The sequence below is a fragment of the Polaromonas naphthalenivorans CJ2 genome (genome assembly GCF_000015505.1).
Taxonomy (GTDB): Bacteria; Pseudomonadota; Gammaproteobacteria; order Burkholderiales; family Burkholderiaceae_C; genus Polaromonas; species Polaromonas naphthalenivorans.
Window position 1 is genome coordinate 668,644 of the sequence record NC_008781.1, and the last position, 18,309, is coordinate 686,952.

Annotated in this window: 18 protein-coding genes; 5 read left to right on the forward strand and 13 right to left on the reverse strand. The window is 64.8% G+C overall.

Annotated elements, in window-relative coordinates; genetic code table 11:
- Window positions 1-36 precede the first annotated feature (36 nt).
- Entirely contained in the window at window positions 37-549 is a 513-nt protein-coding gene (locus tag PNAP_RS03120) for a DNA/RNA non-specific endonuclease (RefSeq protein WP_011800044.1), read from the forward strand.
- A 16-nt stretch (window positions 550-565) separates the two neighbouring features.
- On the forward strand, window positions 566-814 hold the full coding sequence (locus tag PNAP_RS03125; RefSeq protein WP_011800045.1) for a hypothetical protein: 249 nt from the start codon (window positions 566-568) through the stop codon (window positions 812-814).
- On the opposite strand, the gene PNAP_RS03130 is transcribed toward PNAP_RS03125, so the two are convergent.
- The 3 genes from PNAP_RS03130 to PNAP_RS03140 all read right to left on the reverse strand — a co-directional run bounded on the left by PNAP_RS03130 (window position 798) and on the right by PNAP_RS03140 (window position 4,892).
- The gene (locus tag PNAP_RS03130; RefSeq protein WP_011800046.1) at window positions 798-1,637 is read right to left on the reverse strand and encodes a bestrophin-like domain; all 840 of its coding nucleotides are present in this window, start codon (window positions 1,635-1,637) and stop codon (window positions 798-800) included. The two genes, PNAP_RS03125 and PNAP_RS03130, sit on opposite strands and share 17 nt — an antisense overlap.
- Before the next feature lie 61 nt (window positions 1,638-1,698).
- Complete coding sequence (gene ybaL, locus PNAP_RS03135) at window positions 1,699-3,417, reverse strand: YbaL family putative K(+) efflux transporter (RefSeq protein ID WP_011800047.1); 1,719 nt, start codon at window positions 3,415-3,417, stop codon at window positions 1,699-1,701.
- Window positions 3,396-4,892, reverse strand: a complete 1,497-nt coding sequence (locus PNAP_RS03140; protein ID WP_011800048.1) for a bifunctional aminoglycoside phosphotransferase/ATP-binding protein — start codon at window positions 4,890-4,892, stop codon at window positions 3,396-3,398. The genes ybaL and PNAP_RS03140 overlap by 22 nt, the downstream gene beginning before the upstream one ends.
- A 196-nt stretch (window positions 4,893-5,088) precedes the next feature.
- On the opposite strand from PNAP_RS03140, the gene PNAP_RS03145 reads away from it, so the two are divergent.
- Both PNAP_RS03145 and queC read left to right on the forward strand, forming a co-directional pair.
- Window positions 5,089-5,340: a GlsB/YeaQ/YmgE family stress response membrane protein gene (locus PNAP_RS03145; RefSeq protein WP_011800049.1), complete on the forward strand. Its 252-nt coding sequence runs from the start codon at window positions 5,089-5,091 to the stop codon at window positions 5,338-5,340.
- A gap of 102 nt (window positions 5,341-5,442) precedes the next feature.
- Window positions 5,443-6,162, forward strand: coding sequence for a 7-cyano-7-deazaguanine synthase QueC (gene queC, locus PNAP_RS03150; protein WP_041376964.1), 720 nt, complete (start codon window positions 5,443-5,445; stop codon window positions 6,160-6,162).
- Between the two features lie 3 nt (window positions 6,163-6,165).
- On the opposite strand, the gene PNAP_RS03155 is transcribed toward queC, so the two are convergent.
- From PNAP_RS03155 to ilvA, 8 genes are read right to left on the reverse strand one after another with little or no spacing between them, the layout of a single operon-like run.
- The gene (locus PNAP_RS03155; RefSeq protein WP_011800051.1) at window positions 6,166-7,776 is read right to left on the reverse strand and encodes an MFS transporter; all 1,611 of its coding nucleotides are present in this window, start codon (window positions 7,774-7,776) and stop codon (window positions 6,166-6,168) included.
- Between the two features lie 12 nt (window positions 7,777-7,788).
- A complete protein-coding gene (locus PNAP_RS03160; protein ID WP_011800052.1) occupies window positions 7,789-9,621 on the reverse strand; it encodes an ABC transporter ATP-binding protein/permease in 1,833 nt (610 codons plus the stop codon).
- A 22-nt stretch (window positions 9,622-9,643) separates the two neighbouring features.
- Window positions 9,644-10,624: a 5'-nucleotidase gene (locus PNAP_RS03165; RefSeq protein WP_011800053.1), complete on the reverse strand. Its 981-nt coding sequence runs from the start codon at window positions 10,622-10,624 to the stop codon at window positions 9,644-9,646.
- A gap of 36 nt (window positions 10,625-10,660) precedes the next feature.
- Window positions 10,661-11,215 carry a histidine phosphatase family protein gene (locus PNAP_RS03170; protein WP_011800054.1) on the reverse strand — a complete coding sequence of 185 codons (555 nt, stop codon included), beginning with the start codon at window positions 11,213-11,215 and terminating at the stop codon, window positions 10,661-10,663.
- Between the two features lie 4 nt (window positions 11,216-11,219).
- Entirely contained in the window at window positions 11,220-12,056 is an 837-nt protein-coding gene (locus PNAP_RS03175; RefSeq protein ID WP_011800055.1) for an adenosylcobinamide-GDP ribazoletransferase, read from the reverse strand.
- Between the two features lie 8 nt (window positions 12,057-12,064).
- Complete coding sequence (gene cobT, locus PNAP_RS03180; protein WP_011800056.1) at window positions 12,065-13,117, reverse strand: nicotinate-nucleotide--dimethylbenzimidazole phosphoribosyltransferase; 1,053 nt, start codon at window positions 13,115-13,117, stop codon at window positions 12,065-12,067.
- Window positions 13,080-13,325 carry a cysteine-rich CWC family protein gene (locus PNAP_RS03185; RefSeq protein ID WP_011800057.1) on the reverse strand — a complete coding sequence of 82 codons (246 nt, stop codon included), beginning with the start codon at window positions 13,323-13,325 and terminating at the stop codon, window positions 13,080-13,082. Before PNAP_RS03185 ends, cobT begins: the two co-directional genes overlap by 38 nt.
- 8 nt (window positions 13,326-13,333) lie before the next feature.
- The gene (gene ilvA, locus PNAP_RS03190; RefSeq protein WP_011800058.1) at window positions 13,334-14,983 is read right to left on the reverse strand and encodes a threonine ammonia-lyase, biosynthetic; all 1,650 of its coding nucleotides are present in this window, start codon (window positions 14,981-14,983) and stop codon (window positions 13,334-13,336) included.
- 326 nt (window positions 14,984-15,309) lie between these two features.
- On the opposite strand from ilvA, the gene PNAP_RS03195 reads away from it, so the two are divergent.
- Entirely contained in the window at window positions 15,310-15,768 is a 459-nt protein-coding gene (locus PNAP_RS03195) for an OsmC family protein (protein WP_011800059.1), read from the forward strand.
- 13 nt (window positions 15,769-15,781) lie between these two features.
- Here the strand turns inward: PNAP_RS03195 and coq7 are convergent, their stop codons facing one another.
- Together coq7 and PNAP_RS03205 are read right to left on the reverse strand one after the other, a co-directional pair.
- A complete protein-coding gene (gene coq7, locus PNAP_RS03200) occupies window positions 15,782-16,411 on the reverse strand; it encodes a 2-polyprenyl-3-methyl-6-methoxy-1,4-benzoquinone monooxygenase (protein WP_011800060.1) in 630 nt (209 codons plus the stop codon).
- A 195-nt stretch (window positions 16,412-16,606) separates the two neighbouring features.
- Window positions 16,607-17,842 carry a porin gene (locus PNAP_RS03205; protein ID WP_232290745.1) on the reverse strand — a complete coding sequence of 412 codons (1,236 nt, stop codon included), beginning with the start codon at window positions 17,840-17,842 and terminating at the stop codon, window positions 16,607-16,609.
- Window positions 17,843-18,309: the final 467 nt, after the last annotated feature.

The window sequence follows — 18,309 nt, forward strand, 5'->3', positions numbered from 1 at the left end:
AGATAAATGAGTATGGTTTGTCACCGGGTATTACACATGGCGCCGAACGCCGACTTCGCGACCCGCAAGGCCCAGGCCGAGTCGTTCTCGCTGGCCAACATGGTGCCCCAGGTGCATGAGAACAATGCCGGCGTCTGGGCCGGCATCGAGAGCGCGGCCCGGCAGCTGGCGACCGCCGAAGGCGATATCTATGTCATCTCCGGCCCGGCCTTCATCGGCGGCAAGATCAAGAAAATCGGCAATGTGATGGTGCCCACGCACATCTGGAAGGTGATCTACAGCCCGGCGCAGCACAAGGCCGGCGCCTACCTGGTCACCAACGACGAGACCCGCGACTATGCGGTACTCACGGTCTCGAAGCTCGAAAAGATGGTCGGCCTGAGCCTGCTGCCCGGCCTGCCGCAGAAAGTCCGCGACGCGGGCATGGAGCTGCCCAAGCCCGAGTCCCGGCAAGACCGCAGAAAGAAACCCAAGCCAGAAGACGAATTCACGCTGCGCGATTTCGCCAGCCTGGTGATGGACGCCATCAACCGTGCCATCAAAAAGTAACAGCAAGGAAAACGCCATGAGCCACTTCAAACCCTATGCCAATGAAAGCGACGTCATCCGCATCGGCGCGCTGGAGATCGAGAACCGCACCGACCGCATTTCGCTCACCGGCGACGTGGTGCTGACCCGTGACCAGGCCGGCCTGGCCCTGGCCAAGGAACTGCAGACGCTGCTGGACCAGGTCGTCAAGGCGCTGGAGGCTGAAGAAAAGCTTCCCGCGAAGGTCGAGATCAAGCCCGCGCAGGAAATCAAAAATCCCTTTTGACTTCCTGAAAAGCCGGCTTTCCCAGCGCCGGCGTCAATACCGGCAGGGTGTCCAGCCCCTGCACCGCCGCCGCAATCGGCGCGGGCGACACCGACGCAGGCTGCTCGAACGGGTTGCCCTGGACCAGCACAATCGCCGCCGTGGGCGCGGCGGCCAGTGCAAACAAGACCATGGCCACCAGCGCGGCACGCTGGTTTTCAACATGCACCACGGCCAGCGACAGCAGCGTGACCAGGCCCAGAAACGCCATGCCCAGCCACTTGAGCGGGTTGACATGGGTTTGCGACAGGCCGATGCGCTGGTCGCGTTCATCGCGAATGTCGCTGACCTTGCGCAGCATCAGCGCCTGCACGGTGTCGCCGGCCGCGCTGGCAACGTCCCGGCCAGCCAGCAGCCGCAGCAGCGCGTCGGCCCGGTCGGGCACCTGCGCGCTGGACTGGCGGCGGGCCAGCAGCGGCCATTCGGCGGCGCTGGCCTGGCCGTAGTCGGCTATCGCCGCGCGCACCCGGCCCTGCAGCGGCCCGGGCAACGCTGCCGACAGCGTGACCAGGCTGCGCAGCGCGTCGGCTTCGCGAAACACGGCGTTGGTGGCGCGGTCGTGGGCGCTCCAGGTGTCGTTGGCCAGAAAAGCCAGCGTCAGGCCGAACAGCACGCCGATGATGTTGATGAACGGCGGCGCCACGCCGTGCAGGGACTGCGCCCATGCGGCCCAGCGCGACTGGCGCAAAAACCACTGGATGCCAGCCACGCCCAGCGCCGTGCCGAGCAGGGCCACCAGCGCATAAAAATAGTGATCGTAGGTGTGCAGCAAATCAGGGTTCATGAAAAAAGACGTTGAGAAAAGACGTTGTTGAAGGGGGGCTGACAGGCGGGCGCGGTTCGGCTCAGGCGTGGCCCGTAGCGGGCGCCGCCGCCTGCGGCTCAAAGCGCTGCAGGACGTGGCCCGCCATGCCCCTGGCGAGTTCTTCCTCGCCCATGAACACCGTGCCCATGCCGTCCTTGCGCAGCAGTTGCAACTCGTCCTCGCTGTGGGTTCGCAGCACGATCTCGATGGCCGGGTTCAGCGTGCGCGCCGTGTCGATCATCTGGCGCGCGTTCAGCAGGTCCGGCGTGGCCACCACCAGCATGGCGGCGTTGGCGATGTGCGCCTGGACCAGCACCGCCGGGTCGGCCGCGTTGCCTGACACGGCCGCCATGCCCTGCTTGCGCAAGGCCTCGACCAGTTCGCGGTTCTGCTCGGCCACCACGCAGGGAATGCCGCGCGCGGCCAGGGCGCTGGCGATGCGCCGGCCCACGCGTCCGTAGCCCACCAGCACCACCTGTCCCTTGAGGTATTTGCGCTCGGTGCTGACGGGCAGTTCGGCGTAAGGGTCGTCGCGCGCTTCCAGGCGGCGCGCCAGCGCCGAGCGTTCGAGCAGCCAGCGCTGCAACGGCGCAATCGCCGTGAACAGCAGCGGGTTGAGCGCCATGGAAATCAGCGCGCCGGCCAGCACCAGGCTCATGCCCTCGGCCGGCAGCAGGCTAAGTGACAGGCCCAAGCCGGCCAGGATGAAGGAGAACTCGCCGATCTGCGCCAGGCTGGCGGCCACCGTCAGCGCGGTGTTGAGCGGATAGCGAAAGGCCACCACCAGCACCAGCGCCGCAAGCGATTTGCCCACGATGATGATCGCCACCACGCCGAGCACATGCACCGGCTCCTTGATCAGGATGGCCGGCTCGAACAGCATGCCGACCGACACGAAGAACAGCACCGAGAACGCATCGCGCAGCGGCAGCGACTCCTGCGCCGCGCGGTGGCTGAACTCGGACTCGCGCATCACCATGCCGGCGAAGAATGCGCCCAGCGCAAACGACACGCTGAACAGCGCCGCCGCGCCGTAGGCGATGCCAATCGCGAAGGCCACGACCGCCAGCGTGAACAGCTCGCGCGAGCCGGTACGCGCGACCTGCCACAGCATCCAGGGCAGCGCGCGCCGGCCGACGACCAGCATCAGGGCGATGAATGCCGACACCCCGAGCAGCGTCTGTCCGATGGTGCGCCACACCGGCCCAGCGCCTTCGGCAACGGCCGCGCCGCCCAGCACGCCGGCCAGCGGCGGCAGCAGCACCAGCACCAGCACCGTCGCCAGGTCTTCGACCACCAGCCAGCCCACGGCGATTCGGCCGTTCATGGTGTCCAGCACGCCGCGCGCCTCCAGCGCCTTGAGCAGCACGACGGTGCTGGCGCACGACAGCGACAGCCCGAACACCAGCCCCGCGCCCCAGTTCCAGTCCCACCACCAGGCCAGGCCCATGCCCAGCAGCGTGGCCAGCGTCATCTGCGCCACGGCGCCGGGAATGGCGATGCGCCTGACGGCCAGCAAGTCATTGAGCGAAAAATGCAGCCCGACGCCGAACATCAGCAGCATGACGCCGATTTCGGACAGCTGCGAGGCGATGTGCATGTCGGCGACAAAACCCGGCGTCGCCGGGCCGATGAGGATGCCCGCGACCAGGTAGCCGACCAGCGCCGGCACCTTGATCCGCTCAGCGATGAACCCCAGGATCAGGGCAATGCCGAAGCCGGCGGCAATCGTGGTGATCAGGGGAATGTTGTGTTCCATGCGGTTCCGTGGGTTGGCTGGCGGGCTGTGTCGATGACCAGTCCGAGTTCTTCGGCGGCCAGCGGCTCGGCCGACAGGCGCAGATGCTCAAGCACCGCCAGGTTGGCCTCCGAGGCATCGCCGCGCCGCGCCTCGATGCGTTCGCGCAGCACCGCCAGGGGCGCGTCGCAGTCAATGATGCACAAGGGAACTCCCGCTTCGCCGGCCACGGTGAGCGCCTGCGCGCGCTCGGCGCGGTGCAGAAACGCGGCATCCAGGATGACCGGGTAGCCTGCCTGAAGCGCCAGCCTGGCCAGGCTGAACAGCTGCGCATAGGTGCGCGCGGTCGTCTCCGGCTGGTACAGGTCCAGTCCCTTGGCGCGCGAATCCTCCAGCATCCCGAGGCCGAACAGGCGCTTGCGCTCCACGTCCGAGCGCAGCCGGATCGCGCCTTCCTGCTCCAGCACGCGCTGCGACTCGAAGGTCTTGCCCGAGCCCGGCAGGCCGTGGGTGATGAACAGCCGGGGCTGGCCCGGCTGGGTCCACGCCAGCGCCGTGTCCAGGTAGCGGCGCGCGGCGGCTTCGTGGCCGGGTCCGCTCAGCTGCGCCACCTGCGCCCGCACCAGCGCGCGGTACACCACCGAAAAGCGCAGCGCCGGCAGGGCGGCGTGGTCGCCGGTGCGGTCCAGCCACCCGTTGAGCAGCCGGAAGGCAAAGTCGCGCCGGCCACGGGCGCTGAAGTCCATCACCGCAAACGCCAGGTCGTCGAGCACGTCGATGCAGCGCAGCGCCGGGTCGAACTCGATGCCGTCGAAAGCGGCCACGCCGCCGTCCAGGCTGACCACATTGTCCAGGTGCAGGTCGCCGTGGCATTCGCGCACCCGGCCGCCTTGCTGGCGCAGCGTCCACAGCGGCGCCAGCCGGGCGGCTTCGGTTTCAAGCCAGGCCTGCAGTTGCGCCTGTTCGGCCGGGCTGGCCACGGGAAGGGCGCCCTTGAGTGCTGCCAGCGCGGCGAAGCGCCTGCGTTCGGCGCTGGCGAATCCATGGTCCGCACCCAGCGCGGGCTGGCCGTTGTGAAAATCGGCCAGCAGGGTGGCCAGCCGGTCAACGTCCTGGCCGGCCAGCGTTGCGGCTTCGAGCTGTTCGCCAAACAGCGCGCCTTTCGCAAAGCGGCGCATGTGCACCGCGTAGTCCAGCACCGGACCGCTGCCGTCCAGCACCGGCGCCTGGTGGCTGCCGGTGATGCGCGTCACGCCCAGGTACAGCGATGGCGCCAGGCGGCGGTTCAGCCGCAGCTCCTCTTCGCAGAAATGCCGGCGCGCCTGCAGCGCGGCGTAATCGACAAACGGCAGTTGCACCGGCTTCTTGATCTTGTAGGCGTTTTCACCGGCCAGCAGCACCCACGAAATGTGGGTTTCGACAAGTTCGGCCCCCAGGCGGCTGGCCAGGGTGGTGACCAGGGCTTGTTGGCGAGCAAGGGCAGCGTCGTTTTGCATGGGTTGAAAGTTAGCACATGCCGCATGCAGAAGTTCCCATGCGCAATAGCCGTGGGCTGCTTTTGCGGATTCTGCTGCCTATTCCTACGCTTGTTTGCGCGTTTTCCGATAGGACCGCCAGCGCTGCCGTGTGAACCTCTACCTGTCCGGCATTGGCGCCGGCCCACGCCAAACTTAACCATATTGAAAGAAACCCATGAGCATTATCTGGACCATCATCATTGGACTCATCGTCGGCATCGTCGCCAAATTCCTGATGCCGGGCCGCGACCCGGGCGGCTTTGTCATCACCGCCATCATCGGCATCGTCGGTTCGGTCATCGCCACCTACCTGGGCCGGGCGCTTGGCATGTACCGGCCCGGTGAGTCGGCGGGCTTTATTGCCGCCGTCATTGGCGCGATCATTCTGCTGTTCCTCTACCGCATGGTGGCGGGCCGCAAAGCCTGACGCAGCACCTGCCTGAGCAACCGCTTTTCGGGCGGACTCCCAAGCGGCTTGCGGCGGTCGATTCAAGCGACAATACGGCAAATTTTCTTCCTCGCCATGACCATGCCTGCTCCTGTTTCGCGTGCCCACACCTCCGCCCTGGTCCTGTTTTCGGGCGGCCAGGATTCCACCACCTGCCTGGCGCAGGCGCTTGCAAAATACGAGCGTGTCGAAACTATCGCCTTCGACTACGGCCAGCGCCACAAGGTCGAACTGCAGGCGCGGCTGAATGTGCTGCGCGAACTCAAAAGCCAGTTTCCGCAATGGGCGGCAAAGCTTGGTGAAGACCACCTGCTCGACCTGGCCGTGCTGGGGCAGGTCAGCGACTGCTCGCTGACGCGCGACGTGGCCTTCAAGATGGAAAGCTCCGGCCTGCCCAACACCTTCGTGCCGGGGCGCAACCTGCTGTTCCTGACGCTGGCGGCCGCGCTGGCCTACCGGCGCGATCTGCAGGTGCTGGTCACGGGCGTCTGCGAAACCGATTTTTCAGGCTATCCCGACTGCCGCGACGACACCATGAAGGCCATGCAGCTGGCCCTGTCGCTGGGCATGGACAAGCGCTTTCTGATCGAAACCCCGCTGATGTGGATCGACAAGGCCGACACCTGGGCGCTGGCCGAGTCGCTGGGCGGCCAGCCGCTGGTGGAGCTGATCATCGAGCACACGCACACCTGCTACCTGGGCGACCGCATCCACCGGCATGCCTGGGGCTATGGTTGCGGCCAGTGCCCGGCCTGCGAGTTGCGGGCGCGCGGCTATGCGCGCTACGCCGAAGCCGCTTGACGCTTAAGTCCGTACCAGGTCTTCCACCACGCAGCGCGTGACGCGGGGCGGCTCGTCGCCAATATGAAAGGCGAGTTTGCGCTCGCGCAGGGCCACGTCGCTGGCGGTGACCCGGTCAAAACGGCGCAGGTGCTCGGTCCAGGACTCATCGACGATCTGCTCGATGAAGCGGCCCGGCTGGTGCACATCGCGCAGCAGTTCCCACTCCAGCGCGCCCTGGCGCAGGCGGCTGCGGCGGCTCTCGTGCATCAGCTTGAGGAAGTCGTCGCTGCGTGCCGGGTCGATCAGGTATTCAATCGTCACCACCATGCGGCCCACGCCCGGCGGTGCATGCGCCACCGGCACCTTGAATTCGCGCGACGGCGTCAGGTCTTCCTCGATGCTCTGGTCGCGCACCCAGTGCTGGGCCAGCAGCATGGTGACCGTGCCGCTCACGGCCGCCACCAGCAGGCCGGTGGACACACTGGTCACCGTGGCCACCTGGCCCCACAGGGCGGCGCCCAGCGCGCTGGCGCCCATGATGGCCATCTGGTACATCGACATGCCGCGCGCGCGCACCCAGTCGGGCAGGGCCAGCTGGGCCGACACGCTGAGCGAGTTGGCGCAGGTGATCCAGGCCATGCCATTGAGCACCATGGCCGGCACGGCCACCCAGGCATTCGGCGCCATGGCCATGGCGGCCGTGGACGCCGACTGCAGCATGACCGAGCGCAGCACCAGCGTGTCGCGGTCCATCATCTGGCGCAGGCGCGGCAAGAACAGCGCCGCAACGATGGCGCCCGAGCCCATGGAAGCCAGCAGCAGCGTGAAGGTGCCCGCGTCCCCGCCATGCAGTCCGCGCGCCACCAGGGGCAGCAGCGCCAGCAGCGCGGTGGAATGCAGAAAAAACAGCGAGATGCGCACCAGCACCGCCCGCAGCCGGGTGGACTGGCCGACAAACTGCAGCCCGACCCGCATGGCGCTGACCAGGCGTTCGCGGCCCAGCGGACTGGGTACATGCTCGCGGCGCCAGCGCATGATGACAAAGCCCGAAATCAGCGACAGCGCGGCGTTCAGCACAAACACATACTCGGTTCCGGCACTGGCAATCAGCGCACCAGCCACCAGCGGGCCGACGATGCGCGACGCATTCATGGAAATGCCGTTCAGCGCCAGCGCCGCCGGCAGCTGGGTGCGCGGCACCAGCTCGGGCACGATGGCCGAAAACACCGGCCAGCGCATCGCCAGGCCGATGCCGTTGGCAAAGGTCAGCGCCAGCAGCAGCGGCGGCGTCATCACGTCGGCAATCACCGCGATGCACAGCAGCGTGGCCACGCCGGCCACCCAGAACTGCGTCATGATGAAGTAGCGCCGCCGGTCCAGGATGTCGGCCAGCGCGCCGCTGGGCAGCCCCAGCAGGAACACCGGCAGCGTCGATGCCGACTGCACCAGCGCCACCCAGAGCGGCGTGCTGGTCATGGAAGTCATCATCCAGGCGGCGGCCACGTCGTTCATCCACATGCAGATGTTGGCCGTCAGCCAGACGGTCCAGAGCATGCGGAACACCGGTCGCTTGATCGGTCCCCAGGGCGAAAGGGACGGGGCGGCAGCGGGCGGTGTGATTTCTTCAGGCATGGCCTGCCATTCTCAAGCCTTTTGCGCCAGCCCGTCGTGAGGGGTTTCACGCACCCGGTACAAGGCTGGCGCGCCTTCGGGCAGTTTCTCAAGCTCCCACAGCGTGCCATGGAAAGCCGCCACGGTCGGCCGGTGGGCAATCGACACCAGGCTGCCTTTGGCCGTTTTGACGCTGGCCAGCAGCTTGTCGTAGATGTTCCTTTCGGCCGCCTCGTCGAGCGCGCTGGTCGCCTCGTCGGCAAAAATCCAGCGCGGTTTTTTCAGCAGCACCCGGGCAATCGCCAGCCGCTGCTGCTCGCCGCCCGACAGCTTCTGGCTCCAGGCGTCCTCGTCGTCAAGCCGGCTCGCCAATTGCGGCAGCAGCGCATCCGTCAGCGCCCGCTTCAGGGCCGCGTCGTCGTACTGCGCGGCGGGCTGCGGATAGGCCAGCGCATTGCGCAGGCTGCCATCGGGAAAGTAGGGGCGCTGCGGAATGAACATCGCGTCCGGCGGCAGCTGCGCCCTGCCGGTGGCAAAAGGCCAGATGCCGGCCAGCGCCCGGAACAGCGTCGATTTGCCGCTGCCCGACGGCCCCTTGAGCAGCACGCTCTGGCCCGGCCCGGCCTGCAGCGACACGCCGCTGAGCAGGGTTGCTCCGGTCGGCAGCTTCAAGGACAGGTCGCTGACCGCCAGCGTGTCGGCGGCCAGGGGATGCGCGTCATTTGCTATTAAATTACTAGCTGCCTGCGCCCGTCCCTGTTGCGCGACAGCACTGATATTGTCTTCAAAACTGGTCAGGCGGTCGGTCGTGGCGCGCCAGGCGGCCAGGCTGCTGTAGTTGTCCACCAGCCAGCTCAGAGAATCCTGTACGCGCCCGAAGGCCGAGGAAATCTGGATCAATTCGCCCAGCTGGATGGCGCCGCTGAAAAAGCGCGGCGCCGCCACGATGAACGGAAACACCACCGCCGCCTGGCCAAAGAAGTTGGTGAACCAGACCAGGTTTTTCTGCTTCTTGATCAGTTTGAGGTAGTTGGTCAGCACGGCGGCAAAGCGCGTATCTAACTGCGCGCGCTCCACCGCTTCGCCCTTGTCCAGCGCAATCGATTCGCTGTATTCGCGCACCCGCACCATGTGGTGCCGGAAGTCCGCCTCGACCTGCTGCTGCTGGAAGTTGAGCCGGATCTGCGGCCGGCCGATGTAGTGCGTGATCACGCTGCCGGCCACGCAGTACAGCACCGCCATCCAGACCATGAAACCTGGAATGGAGTAGCTGGCGCCATTGAAGTTGAAGGCAAATGCGCCCGACAGCGACCACAGGATGCCGACAAAACTCACCAGCGTGACCACCGCGTTCAGCAGGCCCATGCTCAGCGAGATGCTGTAGGTGGTGAACAGGTTGATGTCTTCCTGGATACGCTGGTCCGGGTTGTCGGGCGTGCCGTTGGCATCGCCGTTGCCGGTGAAGCGCGCCAGCTCCAGCTTGTAGAACGCATGGTCGGCGAGCCAGCGCTCCAGGTAATGCGCGGTCATCCAGGCGCGCCAGCGCACCTCCAGCAACTGCGTCAGGTAAAAGCGGTACACAGCGATGATGATGAAGGCAAACGCCAGGTAGGTGAAGCGCGCCAGCTGCGTCCAGAAGACCGCCGCGTCCTTGTTCTGCAGCGCGTCGTAGAACACCCGGTTCCACTCGTTGAGCAGCACCAGCATGTACACCGCGCCCAGGTTCAGCAGCACGATGGCGGCCAGCAGGCCGCGCGCCTTCCATTTGTCTTCGGAGCGGAAGTAGGGCGCCGACAGGGTCCAGACGCGGCGGCTGAAATGCTTGAAGTCGCGGAGTTTCTGGGCAATGCGTGAAAGCAGGTTCATTCAAAGTTCTCTTGGAAAAAATTCAGGTCAGCAGATTGGACACGCCGCTCACCACATGGCCCGAAGGCACATGCTGGGCCGCCGAGTGGACATGGCCGGTCTGGTCGTCAAAGAAAAAATCGGGCTCGAATTCGCGCAGGAATTCGCCCTTGGCCAGGCCGCCGAGGAACATCGCTTCATCGACCTCGATGTTCCAGTTCATCAGCGTGCGGATGGCGCGCTCGTGCGCCGGCGCGCTGCGCGCCGTCACCAGCGCGGTGCGAATGCACATGCGCGACGTGCCGGCCTGCTGCAGCCGCTGCAGGGCTTCGAGCAGCGGCTTGAACGGCCCGGCGAGCAGCGGCTGCGCGGCCTTGTCGCGTTCATGCGCCTGAAACGCGCTCAAGCCCTGCGCCTGAAAGACCATTTCGGCTTCATCCGAAAACAGCACCGCGTCGCCGTCAAAGGCAATCCGCACCTCGTTCGGATGCGCGTCGCTGGCGCGGGCCGATTGCGGATAGACCTGCGCCGCCGGCACGCCGGCTTCGAGCGCGGCGCGCACATCGCTCAGGTGGGTGGACAAAAACAGGTTGGCGTGCAGCGGCTTGAGGTAGCGCCAGGGCGGCGCGCCGCGGTTGAAGGTGCCGCGCTGGATGTTCAGGCCGTAATGCTGGGCCGAGCGGAACACCCGCATGCCCGACACCGGGTCGTTGCGCGACAGGATGACCACTTCCACGCGCTGGCGCGGCACCGCCGGGCTGGCGGCTTCCAGGGTGCTTTCGGGCGCGTCGTTGAAGGCCAGCAGCTTCTTGACCAGCGAAAACGCCACGCCGGGCTTGGCCGGAACGTCGAGCCGCTCCAGCTGCAGCTTCATGTAGGCCGCGTCTTTCTTCACGCCCGGCGGCAGGTCGGGTCCGGGGTCTTGCGCGAATCCGGTTTCGAACACCTGGTTTTCTTCTTCAAAATCAAACAGGGCGCGCGATGAAATCGCCACCACGAGCTGACCATCGAGAGTTGCGGCCATGAGGAATGCCTTGTGGGTTGTTGCCGGGCAGGCTGCCTAGCCGGTGTGCAGGTTGAGTAGCCGCCATTGTCCATATTTCGGCGCGTCCAGCGGCCACTGGCCGGCGTGCCCGATATGGCGGATGCCCCGCGCCAGCAGTTCCGCCGCGCGGGTCACGCCGGCATGGGTGATCCACAGCGTGTCGCCCCGGCCCTGCAGCGCATCGAAGGCCGAGCCGACGCGGCGCATGAACGCCGCCACGCTTTCGCCGTCATGGCCCACGCGGTAGTTCGCAAAATCCGTGGTCCACGCTTCGAGTTCGGCCTGGCCGATGGCCTGCCAGGCGCGGCCCTCCCACTGGCCGAAGTCCATTTCCTGCAGCTGGGCATCGGTTTTATAAGCCAAATCGGGCCTTTGCGCATGCAGGGCGTGCATGAGCTGCTCACATCTTTGTAGCGGCGAGCTGATGACGCGGATGCCGGGGGGAAGCAGCGCGGCCAACTCTTCCGCGCATTCGGCGGTGGCGCTGGCGTCGGCTGCCATATCCAAACGGCCGTAGCAGATGCCGGCGCCGACCAAGGGCTGTGCGTGGCGGACCAGCCAGAGTTTCATCTGGTCAGAGGCTGACGGCCAGCCCCAGGTAAAACGCGATTTCGCAGACCTGCTGCGTGGTCCCCAGGCAGTCGCCGGTAAAGCCCTGCAGGCGACGCCTGAAAAAACGCAGCAGCCCCAGCAGCGCGAGCACTGAAAAGCCGCATGCAACTATCAAATTAATAGCGTCCAACGCAAGACTGGCGAGCGCAAGCGCACCAAAACACCATGAAAACGCAATCGCCAGCCCGCCCGCCGAGATCTGGTCGGCCAGCGGCTTGGATTTGGAGATCGCGATGTCGCCCACATGCGGCAGCCGCCAGATCATCACCAGCGGCAGCCCGCGCGAGACGATGTGGCCGGTCCACAGCGCGGCGCACACATACCAGCTGCTGAAGGCCGGTGCTTCTCCTGCCTCTGGAACCGCCTCGACCGACCCGAGAAGCGCCAGCAGCGCCACCTTGCACAGCAGCGCCAGCACCAGCGCCATCGCGCCGAACGCGCCGACGCGCGAGTCCTTCATGATCTCCAGCGCGCGCTCGCGGTCGTAGCTGCCGCCCAGGCCGTCGGCCACATCGGCCAGGCCGTCCTCATGAAAGCCGCCCGTGAGCCAGACCGTGGCGACGGTGGAAAACGCAGCCGCCACCAGCGGCGTGAACGTGGTGTCGGGCAGCAGCAGTTGCAGCAGCGCGAACATCGCCGCCGCCGCGCCGCCCACCACCACGCCGATGCCCGGAAAGTGCACGGCGCTGGCGCGCAGCATCCCGGGGCTGTAGCCCACCCAGTCGGCCAGCCGTCCGGTGACCGGGATGCGGGTGAAGAACTGGACGGCCAGCAGGTAGTGGCGAATGAACTGAAGCATCGGGGCTGTTATTTTTCGCTCACGCCGGCCGACTCGAAGCTCGCCATTTCATTGAGGAAGTTCGCCGCCGACTGCACCAGCGGCCAGGCCAGCAGCGCGCCCGTACCTTCGCCCAGCCGCAAGTCAAGCTCCAGCAGCGGCTTGGCCTGCAGGTGCGCCAGCAGCAGGCGGTGGCCGGTTTCGGCGGAGCGGTGGCAAAACACCAGGTAGTCGCGCACAGCGGGCGCCAGCGCCTGCGCCACCAGCGCCGCCGCGCCGGCAATGAAGCCATCGACCAGCACCACGCGCCGCTCGCTGGCCGCCTGCAGCATGGCGCCGGCCATCATGGCGATTTCAAAGCCGCCCAGCGCCGCCAGTTCGCCCACGGCGTCAAACGGTTCAGTGGCCGGATGACGCGCCAGGGCGCGCGTCAGCACCGCCTGCTTGTGCAGCAGTTGCGGGTCATCGAGTCCGGTGCCGCGTCCGGTCGCATCAATGATGCCCGCGCCCGCCAGCCGGGCCAGCAGCAGCGCGGCGGGCGAGGTGTTGGCAATGCCCATCTCGCCAAACGCCACGACGTTGCCCGGCAGGCTTGCCACGGTCTGCATGCCTGCCGCGAGCGCCGCCTGCGCCTCAAGCCGCGACATGGCGGCTTCGTGGCACAGGTTTTTCGTTCCCATGGCGATTTTTCGCGGCTGCAACTGGGGATGGGCCGGCAACTCGGCGGCCACGCCGGCATCGACCACCTGCAGCGCAAAGCCGTGCTGGCGCGCAAACACATTGATGGCCGCGCCACCGGCCAGCATGTTGCCGACCATCTGCACCGTCACCGCCTGCGGGTAGGCAGACACGCCTTCCGCCGCAATGCCGTGGTCGGCGGCGAACACTACCATCTGCGGGCTGTGCAGCGCAGGCGATTCGCTGCGCTGGATCAGGCCCAGCTGCAGCGCCAGGGCTTCGAGCAGGCCGAGCGCGCCCAGCGGCTTGGTCTTGTGGTCAATCTTGTGGCGCAGCCTGGCCTCTAATGCGAGGTCGGCGGTGGCTTCAATCGCGGGCAGGTGAAAGCTGGTGGTGTCGTTCATCGGTGATCTGTTTGAGGCAGGCGGGGCAAAAGCAGGAAACTGCGCCGCTGTCCGGCAGCGCTTGTTCCGACGGGGCAGGGGGAACCGGCATCACATGCGGCAACTGGACGCACCAGCATTCGGCATCGCCGGCCACCATGCCGCAGCGCAGGCCCGCACCGCAGCGCGGGCACACCGAGGTGTTGGCTTTCAGTTCAATGGATGCCATGACGACTCTCAGCTTTGCAAAAACAGCCGGTACACCGGGTTGTCGGTTTCTTCCACATGGGGGTAGCCGAGGGTGTCCAGGAATTCCTGGAACGCGCCGCTGTCCGCCTTGGGCACCTGCAGGCCGACCAGGATGCGGCCATAGTCGGCGCCCTGGTTGCGGTAGTGGAACAGGGTGATGTTCCAGTCCGGCCGCATGCTCGACAGGAACTTCATCAGCGCGCCGGGCCGCTCGGGAAAGATGAAGCGCAGCAGGCGCTCGTCTTTGGACAGCGCGCTGTGCCCGCCCACCATGTGGCGGATGTGTTCCTTGGCCAGTTCGTCATGCGTCAGGTCCAGCGCCTTGAAGCCGTGGCGGGTGAACTGGGCGGCAATCTTGCTGCTCTCGCCCTTGGCCGAGGTCGTCAGGCCGACAAACACATGCGCCACGGCCTGGTCGTTGATGCGGTAGTTGAACTCGGTCACGCTGCGCGGCCCGCCGGGCGCCTTGTCGATCAGCGCGCAAAAACGCCGGAAGCTGCCGCGCTCCTCGGGAATCGTCACCGCGAACAGCGCTTCGCGCTCCTCGCCCACTTCGGCGCGCTCGGCGACAAAGCGCAGGCGGTCGAAGTTCATGTTGGCGCCGCACAGGATGGCGGCATAGGTTTCGCCCTTGGTCTTGTGCCGGGCGACGTACTGCTTGATGGCGGCCACGGCCAGCGCGCCGGCCGGCTCGACAATGCTGCGCGTATCGACAAAAATATCCTTGATGGCGGCGCAGACCGCGTCGGTGTCCACCGTCATGAATTCATCGACCAGTTCGCGGCTGATGCGGAAGGTTTCCTCGCCCACCAGCTTGACCGCCGTGCCGTCCGAGAACAGGCCCACGTCGGAAAGGGTGACGCGTTTTTTTGCCGCCACCGACTGCATCATGGCGTCGGAGTCGTTCATCTGCACGCCGATGACCTTGATCTCGGGCCGCACCGCCTTGATGTAGTTGGCCACGCCGGAAATCAGCCCGCCACCGCCAATGGCGACAAACACAGCATCGAGCCGGCGCGAGCCCAGCGTTTGCAGCTGGCGCAGGATTTCCATGGCAATCGTGCCCTGGCCGGCAATCACGTCCGGGTCGTCGAAGGGATGCACGAAGGTCAGGCCCTGTTCTTTTTGCAGGGCCACCGAGTGGGTGTAGGCGTCCGAATAGCTGTCGCCGTGCAGCACGACCTCGCCGCCCCAGCCCTTGACCGCGTCAATTTTGAGCTGCGGCGTGGTCGTCGGCATGACGATGACGGCGCGCGTGCCGAGCTTTTGCGCGCTCATGGCCACGCCCTGGGCATGGTTGCCAGCCGAGGCGCAAATCACGCCCTTTTTGAGCTGCGCCGGCGTCAGGTGGGCCATCTTGTTGTAGGCGCCGCGCAGCTTGAAGCTGAACACCGGCTGCTGGTCCTCGCGCTTGAGCAGCACGGTGTTGTTCAGGCGCAGGCTTAAGGTTTTGGCCGGCTCCAGCGCCGATTCGACCGCCACGTCATAAACCCGCGCGGTCAGGATTTTTTTCAGGTAGTCGGCGGGCTTGAGCGTTTTGGCCGAAGGCTTGTGGGCCGGTTTGGCTGAAGCTTTAGGAGGGACGGTGGCGGCTGCTTTGGCTGCAGCGCCGGGGATGGATTTTTTGGAGGAGGGCATATTTTTTTCTCGCAACTGAGCCTGAGCATCATAGGGGCAAGAAAAAAAAGGCCCAGACCATGCGGTCTGGACCTATAAATCCACCCTTTGAGGAGGTGGAGGAGACAACCAGTGCAAAAATACAGCGGGTCGGTGAGGACTGCGTGTGCTGATGCAATAAATTCAGTATAGCGGAGTACATGTTGCACTGCACAATAAATATGTGGCCAAAGTCGGAAACTACACGGTTTAGGGGTTTTTACCTACAAGGCAACGCTTGAGCCGTTCGCGCGAACATCGCGTGTACGCTCGGCAAAACCAATTATCTTGGACAAGGAATGGCAGTTATGGAATGCACAGTGAGCTGGACCGGCAGCAATGCGGTCAATGGATCGAAATCGGGGATGACTTTTCTGGCCGAAACAGGCAGCGGCCACACCTTGGTGATGGACGGCGCCCCCGACGCCGCCAAGCCTGAAAACGGCGGCGCCAATCTTGCGCCGCGCCCGATGGAAACCGTGCTGGCCGGCGCGGGCGGCTGCACGGCCTACGACGTGGTGCTGATCCTCAAGCGCGGCCGCCATGACGTGCGCGGCTGCTCGGTCCGGCTCAGCTCCGAACGGGCACCCGTGGACCCCAAGGTATTCACCAAGATCCATATGCATTTTGTCGTCACGGGTCGGGGCCTCGCCGCCAGTGCCGTGGAACGCGCCATTGCCATGAGCCACGAAAAATACTGCTCGGCCACCATCATGCTGGGCAAAACGGCGGAGATCACCACCAGCTTTGAGCTTCTCGACGTGTGAGCGCGCCTGGCCGTTAAATCCGGTGCGCCACCGTCGTCATGACCTTGGCCGCAGAACGCATCAGCATCTTCACCGGCGCGGGCAATTGCAGGGCGCCGGCATCTTCCGCAGCGCTGGCATGCAGCGCTTCATCGTCTTTCATTTGCGCCACGATGGCGCGTGACTCGTGATCGCCTTCGGGCAGGCGTTCCAGGTGGCTGGCCAGGTGCGCTTCCACCTGGCGTTCGGTTTCCACGACAAAGCCCAGGCTCAGCCGGTCGCCCAGCCGGCTGGCCACCAGGCCAAGCCCAAAGGCGCCCGCATACCACAAGGGGTTGAGCAGCGAAGGACGGGCGCCCAGCTCGTCCAGCCGGTCCTTGGTCCAGGCCAGATGGTCGCCTTCTTCCTGGCTGGCCTTGAGGAAGTGCTTGCGCAGCACCGCATCGCGCGTGCCCAGCGCCTGCGCGGCATACAGCGCCTGCGCGCACACTTCGCCCACATGGTTGACCCGCATCAGCGCGCCTGAGAGGGCTTTGTCTTCCAGGCTCAATTCGGTGGCTTGAGCCGGCACCGTGGGACAGGTCCGGCTGGCCCGGGGTTTGGCAAACAGGGTACGCAGCGCGCCGTCTGCGGCATTCAGTGCAAGGTCAAGGGCAGTCGTCATGGGCGGATTTCCTCGAAAAGGTGGTCTCGAAACAAGGTGGAAAATTGACATTCCGGGCACGGCCGTTGGACATACCCAAGGAAAAGCAGCGGCTCCAATGTTAGCGCTGGCAGGACAGACAGACAGGAGGAAAAACGAAAACAGCCCTCCAAAGAGGGCTGTCAGGCATGACAACGGTCAAAAGACCGGTTGCTTTTAGAACGTGTGGCGAATGCCGAAGGCGATGTTGGTGGAGTCCACACCCGCTGCAGCCGTCACGCCGCCCAGAAAGCCATTGCCGCCGGGAGCGATCTGGCCGGCCCCCTTGTTGTTGTAGCGGGTCAGCACGGCATTCAGGTTGGTGCGTTTGGACAGCGCGTAGGTGTACGTCGCGCCGTACGAATCCGTATCGGCGTTGACTGCGCGTTTGTCATCAAGGCGGTTGTAAGCCACCACCACGGTGTGAACACCGCTCGTGACCTTGTAGCCGATGTGCATGAGCCTGGCGTCTTGCCTGAACGCTGCGTTGTAGGCGCTTTGGTAGGCCGCGCCCACTGCCGGGGCAAGTGCCGCAGGGAGGCCTGCAGCAATGGCACTGGCAGAGACTCCGGCGCCAATCGTGGCCAGGCCACTGGGATTTTCATCCTTGATGGTGGCGTACTGGCCATACAAGGTGCCAGGGCCTATCGTTACATTCGCACCAAACACATCGTTGTGCAGGGACTTCTGGCCCAGTTCATTTTTCTTCTCGTTGTGGCCATAACCCAAGGCGAAGCCGTCGCCTGCGTACATCACCATTCCGCCGAAGAAACGGCCTGCGGAACTGTTGCCCAGCACTTCGCCAGCGCCATACATCAGTGCTGCGGTGATGCCGCCGGTCTTGATCCCGTATTGCACGGTATTGCTCAGCCGAATGTCAAACGCTGCCGGCAAGCTGGCAATCTGGCCTGCAGCCAGGCTCGACTGGGTTTGCGACGCATCAAAAGCGCCGTTAATCAAATAGGCTGGCGTGTACTGGCGGCCCAGCGTGAATGCGCCAAACGGGGTGATCAGCCCGGCAAAAGCCTGACGATCAAACAGATTTCCCGCCAGGTTAACGCCGAAGGCATTGGTTGCGATATTTGTGTTTGTGCCCGTGATGAGCCCCGCTTTCAAGGCGGCAGGAATTGCGAGGCCCGTCAGGCTGGCCGCCACGGAATTCGAAACGCGGTCAGGTAGCTGGGTGCCCGAGTTGGGGCGATTCGTGACCGATCCCGTGTCCACTTCAAAGCGGCTTTCCAGCGTAAAAATGGCTTTGTAGCCGCCGCCCAGGTCTTCATTGCCGCGCAGACCCCAGCGCGAACCTTCCATGATGCCGCTGGCAATGCCGTTGAAAGAGCCATTTTTGAGGCCGCTGACGTGGTTGTAACCCGCATCGACAAGACCGTAAAGCGTGACGGTACTTTGCGCCATGGCGGCAGACGTCGATAAAAGGCCCAGGACAGCGCTTGCAAGGCAAGTTAGTTTTTTCATGCGTCTCCAATTAATTTGATTTTTGAGAAATTTCACTGCAGTCCCGAATACGTAATGCCGCTGGACCGCTGTAAAAATCAAATATTAGTAGTCATGCATGAGGTCGTAAAGAGGACTAGTACGGGTACGTATCTCTTTGGGGACAGGTGGAAACCCTCGTTTTTAATGCAGGCAGGCACTAAAAAAGAGCGGGTCTTCCGCGTCGTCTTTTGGGTGATTTTTGGCGTAACCAAAGAGTTACATGGGCGAATTCGACTTTTTAAAGAGTCTTTTCCCTGTCGTGAGGTGTGGTTAGGGTTTATCACTATTTTTGACGTTGAAGTCATGATCCTCACTCGAACGCAGTGTTGTTGCCTGCTGCTTTTTTAAGCATATTCCAGCATGCAAATCGCGGTTTCAGATGAGTC

What these genes read in the sequence shown, in the direction of transcription:
- PNAP_RS03130 (WP_011800046.1), bottom strand. Translation starts at nt 1,637, where the DNA reads ATGAACCCTGATTTGCTGCACACCTACGATCACTATTTTTATGCGCTG.
- coq7 (WP_011800060.1), bottom strand. Translation starts at nt 16,411, where the DNA reads ATGACGACTGCCCTTGACCTTGCACTGAATGCCGCAGACGGCGCGCTG.
- PNAP_RS03205 (WP_232290745.1), bottom strand. Translation starts at nt 17,842, where the DNA reads ATGGCGCAAAGTACCGTCACGCTTTACGGTCTTGTCGATGCGGGTTAC.
- ilvA (WP_011800058.1), bottom strand. Translation starts at nt 14,983, where the DNA reads ATGCCCTCCTCCAAAAAATCCATCCCCGGCGCTGCAGCCAAAGCAGCC.
- PNAP_RS03125 (WP_011800045.1), top strand. Translation starts at nt 566, where the DNA reads ATGAGCCACTTCAAACCCTATGCCAATGAAAGCGACGTCATCCGCATC.
- PNAP_RS03195 (WP_011800059.1), top strand. Translation starts at nt 15,310, where the DNA reads ATGGAATGCACAGTGAGCTGGACCGGCAGCAATGCGGTCAATGGATCG.
- PNAP_RS03140 (WP_011800048.1), bottom strand. Translation starts at nt 4,892, where the DNA reads ATGCAAAACGACGCTGCCCTTGCTCGCCAACAAGCCCTGGTCACCACC.
- PNAP_RS03120 (WP_011800044.1), top strand. Translation starts at nt 37, where the DNA reads ATGGCGCCGAACGCCGACTTCGCGACCCGCAAGGCCCAGGCCGAGTCG.
- PNAP_RS03170 (WP_011800054.1), bottom strand. Translation starts at nt 11,215, where the DNA reads ATGAAACTCTGGCTGGTCCGCCACGCACAGCCCTTGGTCGGCGCCGGC.
- cobT (WP_011800056.1), bottom strand. Translation starts at nt 13,117, where the DNA reads ATGAACGACACCACCAGCTTTCACCTGCCCGCGATTGAAGCCACCGCC.
- PNAP_RS03175 (WP_011800055.1), bottom strand. Translation starts at nt 12,056, where the DNA reads ATGCTTCAGTTCATTCGCCACTACCTGCTGGCCGTCCAGTTCTTCACC.
- PNAP_RS03155 (WP_011800051.1), bottom strand. Translation starts at nt 7,776, where the DNA reads ATGCCTGAAGAAATCACACCGCCCGCTGCCGCCCCGTCCCTTTCGCCC.
- queC (WP_041376964.1), top strand. Translation starts at nt 5,443, where the DNA reads ATGCCTGCTCCTGTTTCGCGTGCCCACACCTCCGCCCTGGTCCTGTTT.
- PNAP_RS03165 (WP_011800053.1), bottom strand. Translation starts at nt 10,624, where the DNA reads ATGGCCGCAACTCTCGATGGTCAGCTCGTGGTGGCGATTTCATCGCGC.
- PNAP_RS03185 (WP_011800057.1), bottom strand. Translation starts at nt 13,325, where the DNA reads ATGGCATCCATTGAACTGAAAGCCAACACCTCGGTGTGCCCGCGCTGC.
- PNAP_RS03145 (WP_011800049.1), top strand. Translation starts at nt 5,089, where the DNA reads ATGAGCATTATCTGGACCATCATCATTGGACTCATCGTCGGCATCGTC.
- ybaL (WP_011800047.1), bottom strand. Translation starts at nt 3,417, where the DNA reads ATGGAACACAACATTCCCCTGATCACCACGATTGCCGCCGGCTTCGGC.
- PNAP_RS03160 (WP_011800052.1), bottom strand. Translation starts at nt 9,621, where the DNA reads ATGAACCTGCTTTCACGCATTGCCCAGAAACTCCGCGACTTCAAGCAT.